Raw genomic sequence first — 16,517 nt, forward strand, 5'->3', positions numbered from 1 at the left:
ATGAAAAATAAACAACGGGAAGAATTGGCGGTTTGCGGTTATGCGGCGGTCCGCGCCCTGGCCGAATTACATCCGCAAAAAATAAAGCGTTTTTATTACACTGCCGAGCGCGCTGCCGCTTTCGGCTTTTTATGCAAAAAACTTGCGGAACGCAAGGCGCCCTATAATCAGGTTAAGGACGCTTGCGAATTGGAAAAGCTTTCGGGTTCGGTTCATCATCAGGGCCTTACGGCAATGATAGAGCCGCCCGCATTTTTGCCGGTCAGTCCTGCGGGACTTCGCGAATGGGCTCAAAACCGTGAACGGATTTTAATCTTCGATAATATAGCCAATGCGCAAAATGCGGGAGCCATTATACGGTCGGCCGCTTTTTTCGGCATAAAGCACATCGTTATGACGGCCGAACAGGCGCCTTCTCTTATAACGACAAGCGCATACCGCAACGCACAGGGCGGCATGGAGTCGGTTCTCCTTTATACGGTGCGTTCTTTGCCCGCCCTTTTACACGATATGGACGGAAAAATACTGCGCTGTGCAGCCGATGCGGGCGGAAAAATTTCCGTGAGGGATTTACACGCGCACGGGCACAAGGCCCTCGCTTTGATTTTGGGCAACGAAGAACACGGCATATCGGACAGCATAAAACGCCTCTGCGATTACACGGTGAGTATTCCCGGAGCGCAAAGTGCAAAGGGGGGACGGGTTTTGGACAGCCTGAACGTCGCTCAAGCCGCCGCCGTTATGCTATATGAAATGTCAGCGCCAAGCGCGCCGTAAAGGTGTTTCCCGCTTCCAAGCGCAAGAGGTTTTGCTTTGTTTCCCATTCGCTTTCGGCGCTTTCAAAGTCGGGCAGGCTGTACCAAGGCTCTATACAGATAAACTCAAGCTTTTCGGTCGCCGCGCTCCACAACAAAAGATAGGGAATGTCCTCTATGCCGACTTCCACCGCTTGTAATACGGCGCTCGAAGATTTCGGCAGGGAATGAGTCTCTCCCCCGTTTTGAAACCCGTCATTTGACTGCCGGGGCGGCCTTTCGCGCAGGGTGATTGAGCTTCCCTTTAGACCTGCAAGACAGACGGTCTCGCCTTTAAATAAATCGTCCGTTAAGGCGATGCCCCGCGTTTCCCGATAAAAAAGAGGAGTTTTTATTCCGGACGGAAGACCGTTTTTTGTAATATCGATTAAATCGGGCCTTTCGGGTGTATCGAATACCAGTTCATAACGGGCTGCATCTTTGACTTTGCCTGCGGCGTTTTTGACTTTACCTGCAACCGTTTTTTCCTGAGCAAAGGGGCATATAAAGCCCGGATGAAACCCGAGTCCGAAAAACATCGGCTCGGCTCCCGTATTTGTAACTTCGACGGTATGGGTGAGTTTTGTGTTTTCAAGCTTAAAGGTTTGTACGAGGCAAAAATCGTAGGGAAAGAGTTTGAGCGTGTCGGAAGAGCTTGACGCTTCAAAGCTTAAAGTATCGGCGCTTTCTGCTGTACAGCGGTGTTCGGTATGCCCGATAAAGCCGTGGATGTTCCCCTCAAAGGTTTTTCCTTTATGAGTAAACAGGCCGTTTTTTATCCTGCCCGACCAGGGGAACAAAAGGGGTGCATGAGAGTTCCACACCCCCTCTTTTCCCGGCCACAAAACGTCGATACCGCTGCGCAGTTTTATTGCCGTAAGTTCGGCGCCGAGACTGTCTATAGTTATTTCAAGGTAATCATTGCAAAGCGTTTTTTTCATATCCTGATAATAACATAAAAAAAGATTTTTGATGAGTACCCGGCCGGTTGAAAAAAACGAAAAATCAAGAAAAAAGTCCTTGACATAAGTTAAGTACTCCTATATAATAACGGGACACGACGCAGGATAGAGCAGCTGGCAGCTCGTCGGGCTCATAACCCGGAGGTCGTAGGTTCAAGTCCTACTCCTGCTAACGGCCGGTACGGTTTTCCGTATCGGCTTTTTTTTATTCTATTGACCGTTTCAAGATTGTCGAGTATAATCGACAATATAAGCATGATTTTGTCTTTTATATCCGACAGGAGCAAGGGCGTATGAAACGTGAATTATTAAAAACCGTTATTTACGATCAGCGAAACTTAATAAAAAACTTCCAGATTGTTGACCGCGAATATAAATTCGATATGAATGTCAATTATGTTTTGATCGGATTACGGCGTGCGGGAAAATCGACATTGCTGTATAAAATCGTTCAGGATTTAATTGCGGCCGGAACCGATTGGAATCAAATTATTTACATTAATTTTGAAGATGAGCGTCTTGCCGAGTTTTCTTTGGAAGATTTTAATGATATTCTTTCCGTACAAGCGGAAATGAGCGATAAGCGTGGTTGGTTCTTTTTAGATGAGGTTCAAAATATTGACGGCTGGGAAAAGTTTGCGCGGCGCATGGCGGATTCAAAAGAACATATATTCATTACCGGAAGCAATGCAAAAATGCTTTCGCAGGAAATTGAAAGCCGCTTGGGAGGACGATACCGTACTCAATATGTAACTCCTTATAATTTCAAAGAATTTCTTACCGCTAAAAATATTGATTTTTCAGAAAAGGCTATACTCGGAACAAAAGACAGGGGGAAAATCAAAAGAGCATTTAAAACCTATTTTTACTTCGGCGGTTTTCCCGAAAGCATTCAATATGAAGATAAGCGGGAATATGTTTCAAGCATATATCAAAAGGTATTGCTCGGAGATATAGCTGCAAGAAACGGAATAAGAAACACAAACGGATTGCGGCTTTTAATAAAAAAAATTGCGGAATCCGTTAAGGATGAAGTTTCATATTCCAAATTGCATAATATTCTTAAAACCGTAGGCGTAAGTATCAGTAAGGATGCGGTTATCGATTACGTCGGTTATGCGCAGCAATCATATTTGATTTTTGCAATTAGAAATTATTATTCCAAATTTGTCGATAAAGAAACAACGCCCAAATACTATTTCAGCGACAACGGTCTTTTGAATCTGTTTTTGGATAAGGCGGAAGCCCGGTTGCTTGAAAATCTGGTGGCAATTAATTTACGGAATAGGTATAAAGACAAGGTTTATTATCTTAAAAGTCAAAATCTGGATATCGACTTTTTTGTAGAAAAAACCGGGGAAGTTATACAAGCGGCCTATTCCGTTTCCGACATTTCCTATGACCGAGAAACAAAGGCCCTCGTTCAGGCGGCTTCCGTCGTCAAAAAAGCAAAAAAATTTTTTATCATCACGTATGACGAAGAAAAAGAATTAAACATCGGCGGTATAAAAATCACGGTCATTCCGGTTTGGAAATGGCTGCTTAAAAACTAAACCGGAAATAATATTTGCCGCAACTTCCTTATTTATAGATTAAATAAAAAAAATATAATAAACTTATAATATGCAAAAGAAAAAACTCAGTATTCAAGAGCAAGTCGACCACATGAAATCAAATGGAATTTCTTTTAAAATTTCCACTGAAGATGAAGCAAAAGAATTCCTTTCAAATCATTCATATTATTTTAAAATAAAAGCCTATGCAAAATGTTTCCGAAAATATATTAATAATAAGCATAACAAATACGGACAATATATTTCATTGGATTTCAATCAACTTTTAGTTCTATCTAAAATTGATATGATATTCAGGGCGGCTCTTTTAGATATAACACTGGAGATTGAACATTCGTTAAAAGTATATCTGAATAAAAATATTTCAGAGAATGATTTAGAAGACGGATATGGACTGACAACAGAATTCCTGACAAAACATAGCAATCTTCAGCAAAAAATTAATAATATTTTACAATATCCTGATTCAAATACATATACTTATGATATGGTTAAGAAGTATCAAAAGGCTTTTTCATCATGGAATCTTGTGGAAATTCTCACATTTGGAGATTTAATTTCATTTTATGAATTCTATGCTGAAAAATATAAAATTAGAACTAAGTTTGAAAAGCTTTTAAAACCTGTTAAATTTGTAAGAAATGCGGCTGCGCATAATAATTGTATGTTGAATCAACTGAACTCACAAGTGTTAGAAATCAAACCGTCTAAGAAAATACGGAATTATATTACAACTTATATTCCTTCAATCAGTCAAAGACAGCTGAAAAAATATTTAACCGTTCCCGTTTTACATGATTTTGCGGCTTGTATTTTTTCTTTTCTTTATATAGTAAAAAGCAATAATGCATACCAAAGAGCAGTTATTACTTTAAATCAACTATTTGATAAAATAGAACAATCAAAAGATCTGTACAATAAAGAACTGAATATAATAAGCGGATTGACCTTTATACAAAACATAATTATTTTTTTTAGAGAAACAAATTGTAATAATTTTCAACCGTAAAACTCTTGTTTTTTTTGTAAGATAATATATAATATTACTGTAGACCAAAAATCAACAGATTTTACACTCCCGGATGCCTGCATTTGGGAGTGTTTTTTATTCCCCTTTTTTATTATATTTAATGTATGACCCTACGTGAAGCGCGGAAAGAGGCGGTGCGGCTTCTTTCGTCCGCCGATTTTTCAAAACAAGTATCGCCTACTGCGGCATTGGACGCCGACTGCATATTATGCAATCTTTTGCACACAAACCGCAGTTTTCTTTTAGCACACGACGACAAAACGCTTTCTCCTTCAAAACAAAAAGCATTTTTTAAACGAATCGCTCAAAGGGGGGACGGTCTTCCTGTCGCCTATATTACCGGTCATAAAGAATTTTTCGGCTTTGATTTTTGCGTGTCGCCTGCGGTTTTGATTCCCAAGCCCGACACCGAACTGCTTGTTGAGCTCGCCCTTGACGAAATTAAAACACGCGCCGCATACCTACAAAAAAGCGGAAAGGCAGCGGCCTGCACTGAAAAATCAAAACCGGGCGCCGAAGCCTCGCAGCCCTATGACGGCTCCCGGCTGTATATAGCCGATGTGTGTACGGGGTCGGGCTGTATTATTTTGGCGCTTCTTAAAACGCTTGAACAAAACCGCTCCGGCCTATTTAAAAACATTCGCCTTATTTCCCGCGCATCCGATATTTCCGAAACCGCCCTTTTTCTTGCACGAAAAAATGCGGCGCGTTTATTGAACCGTTCCGAAATAGAAAAACCGCGTTTTTTTTGCGCGGACTTACTCGCTTTCGGCCCTCCGGCCGGCAGGGTAAGCGAAAGCCGCTATGATATAATTGTAAGCAATCCGCCCTATGTCCCCTCCGGGGTTGCAGCCGAACTTTTAAAAGACGGGAGAAACGAACCGCTTTTAGCCTTGGACGGGGGAAAGGACGGTACGGACATAATACGGCGTCTTATAACGCAGGCCCGGCACGCTTTAAAAGAAGGCGGCGTTTTACTGCTTGAAACGGGCGAATACAACGCTGCCGACACACGGGATGCGCTGACAAAGGCCGGTTTTAGCGATATAATAACATTTAAAGATTTATCGGGATTACCGCGCGTAACAAGGGCTCGAAAAATAATATGAGTGATTTTCAATTAAATAAAACCGTAACCGACAGCGCCGTTTTGCTGGATACTTTTTTCCGCGAATATCCGGATTATACGGGTTCGGATGCCGATCTTATAAAATCGGGCTGGGATTTTTTATGTAAGGCCGCAGGAGCGAAACTGCGTCCCGGCGGAGAACCTTATATTTTACACCCGATGCGCGTTGCCTGCATTTTGGCGGAAAACAAACTCGATGCGGAAGGCATTACCGCCGGCTTTTTGCACAATATTTACAACCTTGAAACCGCCGATGAAAAAGAAGCCGAAAAACGATTCTCCCCCGCGATTGTAAATATCGTCCGCGCCTCAAAGCGCATAACCGGTCTTAATATGCAAAGCAAAACGCTTGAACAAGCCGACTCATTCCGCAAAATGCTTTTTGCGATGACCGACGATATCCGCGTTATTTTGGTAAAAATGGCCGACAGGCTCGACCGTATCCGAAACATAGACGAGTTGGAAAGCGAAGAGCAAAAACAGCTTGCCGCCGAAATTATCGAAATCTGGGCACCGCTTGCAAACCGCCTCGGTATGTCGGCGGTAAAAATCGAAATGGAAGACTTAAGTTTAAAATATTCCAACCCCGATGTCTTTGCCCAATTAAAACGCATTGTCGCCTTAAAAAAAAGCGAGCGCACCGACTACCTTGAAAAGGCGCAAAAAGAAATTTACAAGGCGGCTTCCCGCGCCGGTCTTGAAGTGAACGTGTACGGAAGGGCTAAGCATTTTTATTCGATTTATCAAAAGATGAAAAAGAAAAACCGCACTGCCGAAGAATTGCTCGACTTGCTCGCTATGCGGATTTTGTGTAAAACCCCCGCCGACTGTTATATTATGATAGGTCTTGTGCATAACCTGTGGAAACCGCTTGAAGGGCGTTTTAAAGATTATATCGCCATGCCCAAGTCGAACGGGTACCAAAGTATTCACACAACCGTTTTATGCGGAACGCGCCCCTTGGAAATTCAAATCCGCACAAACGAAATGCACGCGGTGGCCGAACACGGAGTTGCAAGCCACTGGCTGTACAAAAAGGGGATGAACAAGGACTTGGTCGACATAGACAGTTTGACGATTATCAATCAATTAAAAGAACTGCGCAAAGACCATTTAACCGACAGCGATTTTTTTAACGAAATAAAAAGCGAACTTTTGGGCGACTCGATTTTTGTGTTTACGCCCAAGGGCGAAGTACGGAAACTTCCCTTCGGTTCGACGGCGATAGACTTTGCCTATTCGATTCACACGCACATCGGAGAAACGATTACGGGAGCAAAAGCCGACGGTCATATTATTCCCCTGTCCAAGCCTTTAAAAAACACGCAAATTATCGAGATTTTGACGAACCCGCAGGCGCACCCGACGGAAAATCAATTAGCGCAGGTAAAAACCGCACGGGCGCGCTCCAAAATACGCGCATGGCTTGCCGCAAACGCTCCGCCTGAAACAAAAGAAGCCGCAAAAATCCGCGATACGGAAGTGCAAAAGACGGAAAGCGCAAAAGGAACGCCGCAAAAAAACGTGCCGCTTAAAGGCTCTCCGCCGGGAGCCGAAACTTCGGACTCCGCGGGCGGCGCAGGGCTTTTTCCCGGGGCGGAAGCGGCGGGAAGTACTGCCTTACGGCAAGAAAGCACAGCGGACGCCCCCGTTAAAATCCGCATAGGAGACACGGCAAACTTTTTAGCGTCGACTGCAAAGTGCTGTAATCCCCGCTATGGAGATGCCATTGTCGGCTATGTGTCGCGCGGAAGGGGAATTATCGTTCACCGCGCCGACTGCCCGAATTTTAAGCGCATAGAAAACGTCGCTCAGCGGACGATTCAGGTTATGTGGAAGGAAAGCCCTGCACAAACGTCAAACGCGGCGAAAAGTGCTAAAAAAGACCGCCCTAAAAAATCGGGGAAAAGGTAGAGAAAAAAGGTAAGGTGCGAGGAGGGCAGTTAAATTACTGCATAAAAACCGCATTATTCCGATATATCGATGTTCATCGTGCGGGCAATTTTTATTAATTTTTTGTCGCACGTCAATAATACTGCTTTATTCTTTTTTGCGGCAACGAGATAAAACACATCGTAGACGGGATGTTCATATTCTACGGCTGCATTATACACTTCCTTATATAAGGATTTTGTATCGATAAAATCGTCTATCAAGTCTATACAATATTTTATACCTTTTAAACATTTTGTTGTATCCAGCTTTGAAAAGACTTTATATTTCCAAAATACATTTGTTATTTCAGACGGGTAAATATCAGGTGCAAGTATTATATCCGCCTCTGTACAAATGCTTTTAAAATGAGATGCGTTTTTCATATTCAATGTCATTTCTACAGCCGCGCTTGCATCAAGAACAGCTATCATCGTTCTCTATCCTCTCGCAATAGTATTGCAGGATGCGGAAGCTCCTCTCCTGTAAAATCAAGCTCTTCCATTTTTTTTAAGATAATCTTTCGTCTGTTTTTATTTCCGATTTTTTCGTTAATACTTTCCTGCAGTAGAGATATAGTTTGTTCGGTTATTGTTTTTTGCTCCTTTTGGGCAAGATAATGTATTTGCCGATACATTGCATTAGGTAAATTCCGTACTTGGAGTGTGGGCATAAAACCTTCCTTAAAATAAAACAGCGGAACAAAGTGTCAACTTTGGAAGCTGTTTTATTTGTGCTTTCGTAACACAGGCGCACCCGCAGCGCAGCTTCAAGCGGAAAGCACATAAAATAATGAAGTTTTGCCCTTATAAAATATACAGGCAAAACCCAAATTAAAGTGAGCGACGCCATTTTAGACGCTTACTTTAAACCTTCCTTTATATATCAATATGACAAATTATCAGTACATCTTATATATCGCACAATTATTATAACACAGCTTCCGCTTTTATGCTATTCATATTTTTATGGGAATACTGTCGGTACGGCTTTATTGCTTATTAGTTTTTTTTAACTTTTTAATTATTTCCTGAATAAAAATCAAACCTATCAAAGCCGCAATAAACAAAGCGAACAGTCTGATCGTATAATCCCGTGTTTGCAATTTTCGTCTTACATATATTTTACGGGTGTGAGGCTCAATTCGTAAATCAACCGGGTTCAATTTTGTATTGAATAAGGTAAGAGTCATGTCTTGCAGCTTACCGTCGATTATATATTTTATGTTGTACACATATTTTGTTTGAATTGTATAACCTCGATTTTTTGACGGAAGATAGTCGGTAAATATGTGTTCCTGTATATCGACAACTTGTACGCTTTCCCAGTTCATAGATAAACCGTTTTTAATGTTTTCCGTGATTGTTTTAAAACAGAGTAAAAAAGCGCCGGCAAAGCAAAAAAAAGCAAAGATAGTATACATTATTACACTGTGCCGAGCTTGCTTTTTCATCCTTCTTCTATTCCGTTAAGCGGATTGAGTATAAAGCGGTAAGCGAAAAACAATAAAACGCCGATACCTGCAAGCGTTTTTATATTCCGGCACATATCAACCTTCCCTTTGTGCCCTCACCCGTATAATGGCGCCGTCTTGTAAATCGGCGCTTGTGAATAAAAGACCGGGGGTGTTGTGGTGTACCGCATCCAGGATTTTTCCCGTTTCGGGATCGACAAAGCAATAAGTATCGGGAGGAATTTTTAAAGCGGCGCAGTCGGGAGAAAGGGCTTCTAGCTCGGTGCCGCTTCGGGTTTGATTTGCCGGTTTATATTCGTACAAGTGCCGCTTTTCGTCCGCTTTTATAAAATGCGGAATTTTTTCGGGGTGAAGCTCTAAATCTTTTTCACGGGCTTTTCGCGCCTCAGGATGCATACCGTCGAGGGAACGCTCGGCTTCGGAGGCGCCTTTTTTTGCCTCGTAAAATATCTTTTCCCTTTCGGCCGCGTTCAGTTTTTTTACGATGGTACCGGCCATATCGTACTCACTTGTCGTTTCGCCCGAGACCGTTTCGTTTGCATTTTCTTTTCCGTAATAAAAACCGGTGCCGAAAGCGCGGTGGCTTGTTTTGTACAAATCTTCAATAAAGGGGGCGGCTTCGGCGGCGCTTATGCGGCCTTCCAAGCTGTCGATTGCTTTTCGGTATGCGCGCGTTACGATTGCCGTATAATACAGGCTTTTCATGCGCCCTTCAATTTTCAAAGAATCCGCTCCCGCTTTTTTTAAATCGTCCAACTTATCAATCATGCATAAATCTTTGGATGAAAGAAGGGCTGTAAAGTTTTCGCCTTCAAAAATCGGAAAATACTCGCCCGGCCTTTTTTGTTCTTCCAGAGCAAGAGAGCCGCTTTGGACAAGCGAATAATCCCAGCGGCATGAGTGCGAGCAAAAACCCGCGTTCGCGCTTCTGCCGTTCATATAGGCGCTCATAAGGCAGCGGCCCGAATAGGCGATACACATCGCTCCGTGCACAAAAACTTCCAGTTCCATGTCCGGCACCGCATCCTTTATTTCGGCGATTTCCGCCAAAGAAGCTTCGCGCCCGAGCACCACCCTGCAAAAGCCCAAGTCGCGGTACATTTTAACGGCCTCGCGGTTTATGCAGTTCGCCTGCGTGCTTAAATGAAGGGACGCATTCGGAAAGTGTTTTTGTATAGTGCGCACCATGCCTATATCCTGAACGATAAAGGCGTCAAAAGGATAGGATTTAAAATAATCGATTTCGGATAAAAAGTTGTCGATGTCGGCATTGTGAAAGCTGATGTTCAGGGCGCAAAAAAGCTTTTTCCCGGGATATTGTTTTTTGAGATTGTTGACCGTCTTGTATTCGTCGTCGTAAAAATTATCGGCTTTTACGCGAAGCGAAAAACGTTTTAATCCTATGTATGCGGCGTCGGCGCCGTAAGCGTATGCGTAGCTCAGCTTTTCGACATTGCCTGCAGGAGAAACGAGTTCCATACTTATCCTTGTCTGTTTTTAATGTGAGCGCCCGCTTTTTCAACCGCCAAGTGAGCCTGAGGTAAAAACTCATCCGCCATTTGAAAAAGGTGTATCATTCCTTCCCATAAATCGAGCTCGCAGGGAACATCGGCTTTGCGCAGTTTGTCCTGAAAGCACAGCGCATCCTGCTTTAAAAGCTCGTCGTCCGCCATTTGAATGTATACGTCGGGTAAGCCTGCAAGCATTTCGGGGCTCGCAAACATCGGCGATACAAGGGGATTTGTCAAATTGGCCGAATACGTATAAAGTTCGGCGGCTGCACGTATAGCTTCGGAAGAAACGATTTTATCGCGGTTGTATTTTGACGGCGTTTTTACGGATTCCGAATCTCCCGATATATCGAACCACGGGGAAAAAAGCACCAGCTCGTCGATTTTTCCGCGGAATTTTTCTTTAATCGACAATACAAGGGCAACCGCGATTGAAGCACCCGAACCGTCGCCTGCAATAATAATACTGTCGTTTTCCGCGTAGAGTTTTTTTATTACCGCCTTTAAATCTTCCAAGGCTGCCGGAAAGGGATATTGGGGCGCAAGATGAATTTCGGGCAGTACGATTCTTGTGCATGATGCGTTTGCAAAAGAAGCGCAAAAGTTTCCCCATGCGGCGCATGAGCCTCCGACAAAGGAACCTCCGTGAACATAGAGGAGGACGCGCTTCGATGCGTACACCTCGGGGGTAAAAACGTCGCAGTCAACTCCTCCGATACTCCGCTTTTCGCGTTCGACACGGTTCGGTAAAATAGGAACGGTAAATTCCGCATTCAATTTTTGCCTGAATTTTTCGATGTCGGCTGAAGGGGTAAAAATCAAATGCTTTATTTTTTTTACGGCTTTTTTTGTGTCGGCGCGCATCATACGCTAAAGTATAGCAAAAAAATCACAAATTTGCTATACTTTGCACGCTATGCCTATAAAAATTCTTTCGGATTTACCGGCGCGTAAAGTGCTTGAAGAAGAAAACATCTTTGTAATGACCGAACAGCGCGCCCGAACGCAGGATATCCGTCCTTTAAAAATCGCCATTGTAAACCTTATGCCCACAAAAATCGCAACGGAAACGCAGATTTTGCGCCTTTTGGGCAATACTCCTTTGCAAGTTGAAATCTCTCTTGTACACATGGAAAATCATAAAACAAAAAATACGCGCGCCGACCATTTGGAGCGTTTTTATATTCCTTCAAAAGAAGTGCTCAAACGCAAATTCGACGGAATGATTATAACCGGCGCCCCGGTCGAACAGCTCCCCTTTGAAAAAGTCGATTATTGGAAGGACTTAACGCGCATTATGGATTATGCGGCCGAAAACGTTTTTTGCACCCTCTATATTTGCTGGGGCGCACAAGCGGGCTTGTACTATCATTACGGAATTCAAAAATACGATTTGGATAAAAAGCTGTTCGGGATTTTTAAACACAAACGCATGACAAAGGCAGAACCCCTATTGCGCGGCTTCGACGACGTATTTCCTGCTCCGCAGTCGCGCCACACGGAAGTGCGCAGCGCAGACATCAAGGGCTGTTCCGATTTAACCGTGCTTGCCGAATCCGATGAGGCGGGTGTCCTACTGGTTAAATCGAAAAACAACCGCCAAATCTTTATGACGGGACACTTGGAATACGACACCGACACCCTCGCTTTGGAGTACACGCGGGATAAAAACAAGGGCTTGCCGATAGACGTACCGTGCAATTATTTTCCCGAAGACAATCCCGACAGCACCCCCGTTTCGACATGGAGAAGCCACGCCCACTTGTTTTATTCGAATTGGCTGAACTATTATGTTTATCAGGAAACTCCCTACGAGTTTGTTTAAGGTAAAATTCCATTTAAAACAATTTGTCGGATACACTGTGCGCCGTTACACTTAAAGTATCTACGGCTTTCGGTAAGGACTTAAACAACCGATGACACAAAACCTCGATTAAAAATGATACCGGAATTTTACTACCGATTTCGGCGTCAAGAACTTGAGAACGAAGTTGAAGGCAAAAGGTTAAGTCGGCGGTATTGCCCAGCGGAGATCGAGCGTAATTGGTAATTGCGATAACGCTTGCTTTTCCTTTTTTGCCCTGTTTTGCCGCATGCAGGATTCCCTTTGTGCTTCCGGAAAAAGAAACGGCTATTAAAACGTCTGAGCTTTTTAGAGTTGAAGCGCGTATGGCTTGCAGATGAGAATCGCCTTCAACCACGGCATCGAAACCGAGTCTTATTAAGCGATAACACAAATCCCATGCTTGAGCGTAAGACCCCCCGCTTCCGATAACAAGTATTTTTTTTGAAGCAAGCAAAAGTTTCAGTGTTTTGTCGAGGACAAGCGGATCAATGGATGCATTGACCGTACGGATATCTTCACAAACGCTTGAGAAAAAAGTTGTTTCCGTAATCGGCGTTTCCGTTTCTTTTTGTGCAAGTTCAAGTGCAAGTTTGATTTTAAAATCCTGAAACCCCTTGCACTTGAGCTTTTGACAGAACCTGATTATTGTTCCGTATCCTGCCCCGCTTTCTTCCGTTACCATCGTTATTGATTTGTAGATAAGTTCATTTTCCTGCAAAATATAATCCGCAAATTTTCGTTCGGCATCGCTGAGTTCCGGGAGCATTGCCCGTATGTTATTTAAAATGTGGTTTTTTTTCATTTTATTCCGTTACAGTAATTTTTTCGCCGTAGTTGAAAATACCCGCTTCAAATCCGCGTTCTTTTGCAAGGGCATGAACAATTCGAGGGTGAATGCCGGAAACCGCCAGCGGAAACAACGTTTCATCGTCTGCCGCCGGATTCGGTATTGTCAGCACTCGGATTAATTCATGTTTCACAGGGGCAGGCTCGTCGGTTATAACGAGAACCTTTGCACCTAATTTTGCACTGTCTAAAGCAAGCTTCCATGAAAACCGGCTTGTTTTTCCCTTTGCACAATATATCACAATTGAAAAAAGTTTTCCAACGGATTCAAAGGGGCCGTGCCTAAAAGCGCCGCCGGTAAAAGGCGAGCTTAAACACCGTGTTCCTTCCATAAAAGTTAATGCCGACTGCCGTGCGCTCGTATAAGCAGGGCCTCTTCCGACAAAGGCTATTGCGTCCCCGGGCAGTAAATGATTGACCACTTTTTGAATTTCTTCGTTCGGAACGGAGAGCAACGAATCGGCCGTTTTATCAAGGACATCAAAGAAGTCGACGGAAGGCACTTTTCTTTTTGCAAGAGTTTCTCCCATAAGGTTTAATACGGCAAGTGTATTCGTATATGTCTTTGCCGATATACTCGCTTCTTCTCCTCCGAACAAAGGAAAAACGACGTTTGCACATCTACCCAAAATACTTTCCCGATTATTTGTTATTCCGATAAGCGATGATGTAACACGTTTGTTTTCAAGCAGTTTACGTATTTCAACGCTTTCGCCTGATTGACTGGTTAAAATCGTTAAAACAGTACGATTCGGCTGCTCGGGACCGTAATACAGATATTCCCCTGCGTCCCGTACGAAAACCGGAACTTCTCCCGCGTCGATTTTCGGCAAAGCGCTGTAAACTGAAAATTCGGAAGTACCCATTCCGAGAAAGTTCAACGCAGAATGTTTATGCACAAGAGATAACCAAGCATTAAGCGATTCAAGCCCGGTTGTTTTGTAATAAGCCACAGCGCGGTGAAGAGCTTCCGGTACTTGTAAAATTTCTTCATAAAACTTACTCATAATATTATATTCTCCTGTAAAAATATATATAACATAATTATTTTGATTACTAATTGAACAGATATGCAGAGCCTAAAAGCGGCGCCGCATCCCCTATTTCCGTTTTACGAATATGAATTTTCTTTAAAAGCGGAAATTGTAAAAATGCCGGTGAAAAAAAATCAAAGTCTGTTGAAACCGAGCCTCCAAAAATGATTATATGTGGATCAAGGATATTGACCACTTGGCATAATAATTGTGCCAAATATGTTCCGTATTCGTTAAAACATTGAAGTGCATACGGGTTATGTAATTCGGCTTCTTGATGTAATTCTTTCCCGGAAATTGCTTTTCCGGAAATTTTTTCATACAGCTTTTCCAAAGATTGCCCGCTTAGATATCTGTCTATTATTGAATTGTTTTCCGGTTTGTCGATTATCGACGCCGGAGAACGCCAGATCTCTCCCGCTTGTCCCCAAGCTCCTTTAAATATATTTCCGTTTATTACAATTCCTAAGCCGACACTTGTTCCGAGTGTGAAAGTGAGTAATATTTTTCCATCTTTATCGATTATTCGACTGTATTCTCCTAAAGCAAAACATGCGGCGTCGTTTTCCAGTATTATCGGTCTTTCTAATTGTTCGGACAGTTTTTGTGCAAGAGGATAATTCGGCATGGTCGGAAGATTTTTGCATGGGTCAAGACAGCCGTCTGTAACCGATGTGGGAACGCCAATCCCGAGCGGACAATTTTTTACCCCCGTTTCTTGTTCGGCCGAACGAATCAGTTTCAATATATCATTCACTATGTCTTTTGCGGGGCGATTGCGCTGCGTGGAACAGCGGAAAATTCGGCTTTTAACAATCGTATCTTCTACCAAGGCACAGCGCATTTGCGTTCCGCCGAGATCAAAGCCCCAAACGAGTTTTTTCTTTATCATGGGTCGGATTATATATCCAAAAGAACATTTTGTAAAGGATTTTTTATCCGCCTGATACCTACTCTTGGATATTTTATACTTGACAGCAGGTTAAAACGGATATAATATTCTTATTGAGTGCTTCGCAAAAACAGAATGCACTTATACTTAAACAGGAAAGTATAAGTGCCATAGATTTTAGGAGGTATGTGTATGAAAAAGAGTTTAATGATTATCGGCTGCGTTTTTATTTTTGTTCATCTCTTTGCTGTTGGTGCTAAAGAGGAGAATAAAGGACAGAGTGGGGAAAAAGTTTTAATCCGCTTTCTGGGTATGGCACAAGCCGCCTACTCCGAACAAAACGTCAATGATATGACAACGGATTTTATGAAAAAGCATCAAAATATCGTTGTTCAAACAGAATTCGTTCCTTATGAAGAGTTGCGAAATAAAACGATGCTTGCATACGGCTCAAATAATCCCTATGATGCCGTATTGGTTGACGACATTTGGTATGCGGAATACGCCGAAAAAGGTATTATTTCCGATATCACTTCGCAAGTTCCACAGAAGTATAAAGAAGGTGTATTGGGCGGCGGCTGGAATTTTACGACTAAAAAACAAAAGATTGTCGGTCTACCGTGGTTTTTGGATTGTATGTATCTTTTTTATAATAAGGACATGCTTGCTCGTGCAGGATACATAAAAGGTCCAAAGGATATTGAAGAAATGGTCGAGATGGCGAAGACAATTAAAGCAAAAGGTATTTGTGAATATCCGTTTGCTTTCAGTCTTGCACAGGCAGAAGCTTTAATTTGCGTGTATTCCAATCTATTGGAAGCCTACGGTGCGGAATATCAAGATAAAGACGGTAATTGGATTATTGATAAAACCGGCATTAAACCTTTAGAATTTCTTATTCGACTCAAAGACGATAAACTTTTAAATCCGAACTCAATCGAATATCTGGAAGAGGATGTGCGCAGAGTATTTTCAGGCGGAGACTGTGCCTTTACTATGAATTGGCTTTATATGTACGCCTTGGCTTCCGATCCTACCGAAAGTAAATTGACAAAAGAACAAGTCGGAATTTCCGTTCTTCCCGGAATAAAAGGCGGAAAAAAATATGCCGCTATGAGTGGTTCAATGGGGCTGTCCGTTGTTTCAAAAACAAAGCACCCTAAAGAAACAATGGAATACATTTTGTATCTTTGCAGTAAAGAAGTTCAGGATAAGTATTCAAATCTTCAGCTTCCGGTATGGACGGCATCATATGACGATCCTGCGATTATTTCCGATAAAGAAGAACTTGCAGCGACGGCAAAAATTGCGTTCAATATTATGAATGCGCGGCCGAGTTCGGTAAATTATCAGGAAGCAAGCGCCATTTTGCAGCAATATATACAAAAAGCCCTATACGGTGAGCTGAATGCACAGGCAGCACTCAGTAAGGCAGTTGCGGCAATAAATAAATTGTAATTAATTATGAAGAAACGGAACCTTTCATATCGGCA

16 protein-coding genes and 1 tRNA gene are annotated in these 16,517 nt (G+C 42.8%); 8 read left to right on the top strand and 9 right to left on the bottom strand.

Translation table 11 applies throughout. The features are described from left to right. The gene (locus V1L52_RS12130; RefSeq protein ID WP_428770049.1) at positions 1-777 is read left to right on the top strand and encodes a TrmH family RNA methyltransferase; all 777 of its coding nucleotides are present in this window, start codon (positions 1-3) and stop codon (positions 775-777) included. Here the strand turns inward: V1L52_RS12130 and V1L52_RS12135 are convergent. After that, entirely contained in the window at positions 740-1,735 is a 996-nt protein-coding gene (locus V1L52_RS12135; RefSeq protein ID WP_428770050.1) for a hypothetical protein, read from the bottom strand. The two genes, V1L52_RS12130 and V1L52_RS12135, sit on opposite strands and share 38 nt — an antisense overlap. Positions 1,736-1,855: 120 nt before the next feature. Here V1L52_RS12135 and V1L52_RS12140 point away from each other — a divergent pair. The 5 genes from V1L52_RS12140 to V1L52_RS12160 all read left to right on the top strand — a co-directional run bounded on the left by V1L52_RS12140 (position 1,856) and on the right by V1L52_RS12160 (position 7,403). Next, positions 1,856-1,928: transfer RNA gene (locus V1L52_RS12140), tRNA-Met, on the top strand. Positions 1,929-2,049: 121 nt separating this feature from the next. After that, positions 2,050-3,309 (top strand): ATP-binding protein, encoded by a 1,260-nt coding sequence (locus V1L52_RS12145; RefSeq protein ID WP_428770051.1) that lies wholly within the window; start codon positions 2,050-2,052, stop codon positions 3,307-3,309. A gap of 70 nt (positions 3,310-3,379) precedes the next feature. Next, complete coding sequence (locus V1L52_RS12150; RefSeq protein WP_428770052.1) at positions 3,380-4,339, top strand: Abi family protein; 960 nt, start codon at positions 3,380-3,382, stop codon at positions 4,337-4,339. A 125-nt stretch (positions 4,340-4,464) separates the two neighbouring features. Beyond that, positions 4,465-5,469 carry a peptide chain release factor N(5)-glutamine methyltransferase gene (gene prmC, locus V1L52_RS12155; RefSeq protein WP_428770053.1) on the top strand — a complete coding sequence of 335 codons (1,005 nt, stop codon included), beginning with the start codon at positions 4,465-4,467 and terminating at the stop codon, positions 5,467-5,469. Beyond that, complete coding sequence (locus tag V1L52_RS12160) at positions 5,466-7,403, top strand: RelA/SpoT family protein (protein ID WP_428770054.1); 1,938 nt, start codon at positions 5,466-5,468, stop codon at positions 7,401-7,403. Before prmC ends, V1L52_RS12160 begins: the two co-directional genes overlap by 4 nt. Before the next feature lie 53 nt (positions 7,404-7,456). On the opposite strand, the gene V1L52_RS12165 is transcribed toward V1L52_RS12160, so the two are convergent. The 5 genes from V1L52_RS12165 to V1L52_RS12185 form a co-directional block, all read right to left on the bottom strand. Next, positions 7,457-7,855, bottom strand: coding sequence for a type II toxin-antitoxin system VapC family toxin (locus V1L52_RS12165; protein ID WP_428770055.1), 399 nt, complete (start codon positions 7,853-7,855; stop codon positions 7,457-7,459). After that, positions 7,852-8,094, bottom strand: coding sequence for a hypothetical protein (locus V1L52_RS12170; RefSeq protein WP_428770056.1), 243 nt, complete (start codon positions 8,092-8,094; stop codon positions 7,852-7,854). Before V1L52_RS12170 ends, V1L52_RS12165 begins: the two co-directional genes overlap by 4 nt. 318 nt (positions 8,095-8,412) lie before the next feature. Further along, the gene (locus tag V1L52_RS12175; RefSeq protein WP_428770057.1) at positions 8,413-8,844 is read right to left on the bottom strand and encodes a hypothetical protein; all 432 of its coding nucleotides are present in this window, start codon (positions 8,842-8,844) and stop codon (positions 8,413-8,415) included. A gap of 126 nt (positions 8,845-8,970) precedes the next feature. Further along, positions 8,971-10,374, bottom strand: a complete 1,404-nt coding sequence (locus tag V1L52_RS12180; protein ID WP_428770058.1) for a peptidase U32 family protein — start codon at positions 10,372-10,374, stop codon at positions 8,971-8,973. A gap of 2 nt (positions 10,375-10,376) precedes the next feature. Then, a complete protein-coding gene (locus V1L52_RS12185) occupies positions 10,377-11,273 on the bottom strand; it encodes an alpha/beta hydrolase (protein ID WP_428770059.1) in 897 nt (298 codons plus the stop codon). A gap of 49 nt (positions 11,274-11,322) precedes the next feature. Here V1L52_RS12185 and metA point away from each other — a divergent pair, with 49 nt between their 5' ends. Beyond that, on the top strand, positions 11,323-12,231 hold the full coding sequence (metA, locus tag V1L52_RS12190; RefSeq protein WP_428770060.1) for a homoserine O-acetyltransferase MetA: 909 nt from the start codon (positions 11,323-11,325) through the stop codon (positions 12,229-12,231). A 13-nt stretch (positions 12,232-12,244) separates the two neighbouring features. On the opposite strand, the gene V1L52_RS12195 is transcribed toward metA, so the two are convergent. From V1L52_RS12195 to V1L52_RS12205, 3 genes are read right to left on the bottom strand one after another with little or no spacing between them, the layout of a single operon-like run. Continuing rightward, complete coding sequence (locus V1L52_RS12195; protein ID WP_428770061.1) at positions 12,245-13,054, bottom strand: MurR/RpiR family transcriptional regulator; 810 nt, start codon at positions 13,052-13,054, stop codon at positions 12,245-12,247. A gap of 1 nt (position 13,055) precedes the next feature. Then, entirely contained in the window at positions 13,056-14,105 is a 1,050-nt protein-coding gene (locus V1L52_RS12200) for an SIS domain-containing protein (RefSeq protein WP_428770062.1), read from the bottom strand. A gap of 49 nt (positions 14,106-14,154) precedes the next feature. Next, entirely contained in the window at positions 14,155-15,024 is an 870-nt protein-coding gene (locus V1L52_RS12205) for an ROK family protein (protein ID WP_428770063.1), read from the bottom strand. Between the two features lie 192 nt (positions 15,025-15,216). Between V1L52_RS12205 and V1L52_RS12210 the strand changes: the two genes are divergently transcribed. After that, positions 15,217-16,482 (top strand): ABC transporter substrate-binding protein, encoded by a 1,266-nt coding sequence (locus tag V1L52_RS12210; protein WP_428770064.1) that lies wholly within the window; start codon positions 15,217-15,219, stop codon positions 16,480-16,482. The last annotated feature ends 35 nt before the right edge of the window (positions 16,483-16,517 follow it).

Origin of the sequence: Treponema sp. HNW, assembly GCF_050320395.1 — a bacterium.
Classification (GTDB): Bacteria; Spirochaetota; Spirochaetia; order Treponematales; family Treponemataceae; genus Treponema_C.

Coding starts and splice junctions, on each gene's coding strand:
- V1L52_RS12130 (WP_428770049.1), top strand. CDS start 1: ATGAAAAATAAACAACGGGAAGAATTGGCGGTTTGCGGTTATGCGGCG.
- V1L52_RS12145 (WP_428770051.1), top strand. CDS start 2,050: ATGAAACGTGAATTATTAAAAACCGTTATTTACGATCAGCGAAACTTA.
- V1L52_RS12195 (WP_428770061.1), bottom strand. CDS start 13,054: ATGAAAAAAAACCACATTTTAAATAACATACGGGCAATGCTCCCGGAA.
- V1L52_RS12210 (WP_428770064.1), top strand. CDS start 15,217: ATGAAAAAGAGTTTAATGATTATCGGCTGCGTTTTTATTTTTGTTCAT.
- V1L52_RS12135 (WP_428770050.1), bottom strand. CDS start 1,735: ATGAAAAAAACGCTTTGCAATGATTACCTTGAAATAACTATAGACAGT.
- V1L52_RS12170 (WP_428770056.1), bottom strand. CDS start 8,094: ATGCCCACACTCCAAGTACGGAATTTACCTAATGCAATGTATCGGCAA.
- V1L52_RS12200 (WP_428770062.1), bottom strand. CDS start 14,105: ATGAGTAAGTTTTATGAAGAAATTTTACAAGTACCGGAAGCTCTTCAC.
- V1L52_RS12160 (WP_428770054.1), top strand. CDS start 5,466: ATGAGTGATTTTCAATTAAATAAAACCGTAACCGACAGCGCCGTTTTG.
- prmC (WP_428770053.1), top strand. CDS start 4,465: ATGACCCTACGTGAAGCGCGGAAAGAGGCGGTGCGGCTTCTTTCGTCC.
- V1L52_RS12205 (WP_428770063.1), bottom strand. CDS start 15,024: ATGATAAAGAAAAAACTCGTTTGGGGCTTTGATCTCGGCGGAACGCAA.
- metA (WP_428770060.1), top strand. CDS start 11,323: ATGCCTATAAAAATTCTTTCGGATTTACCGGCGCGTAAAGTGCTTGAA.
- V1L52_RS12185 (WP_428770059.1), bottom strand. CDS start 11,273: ATGATGCGCGCCGACACAAAAAAAGCCGTAAAAAAAATAAAGCATTTG.
- V1L52_RS12165 (WP_428770055.1), bottom strand. CDS start 7,855: ATGATAGCTGTTCTTGATGCAAGCGCGGCTGTAGAAATGACATTGAAT.
- V1L52_RS12150 (WP_428770052.1), top strand. CDS start 3,380: ATGCAAAAGAAAAAACTCAGTATTCAAGAGCAAGTCGACCACATGAAA.
- V1L52_RS12180 (WP_428770058.1), bottom strand. CDS start 10,374: ATGGAACTCGTTTCTCCTGCAGGCAATGTCGAAAAGCTGAGCTACGCA.
- V1L52_RS12175 (WP_428770057.1), bottom strand. CDS start 8,844: ATGTATACTATCTTTGCTTTTTTTTGCTTTGCCGGCGCTTTTTTACTC.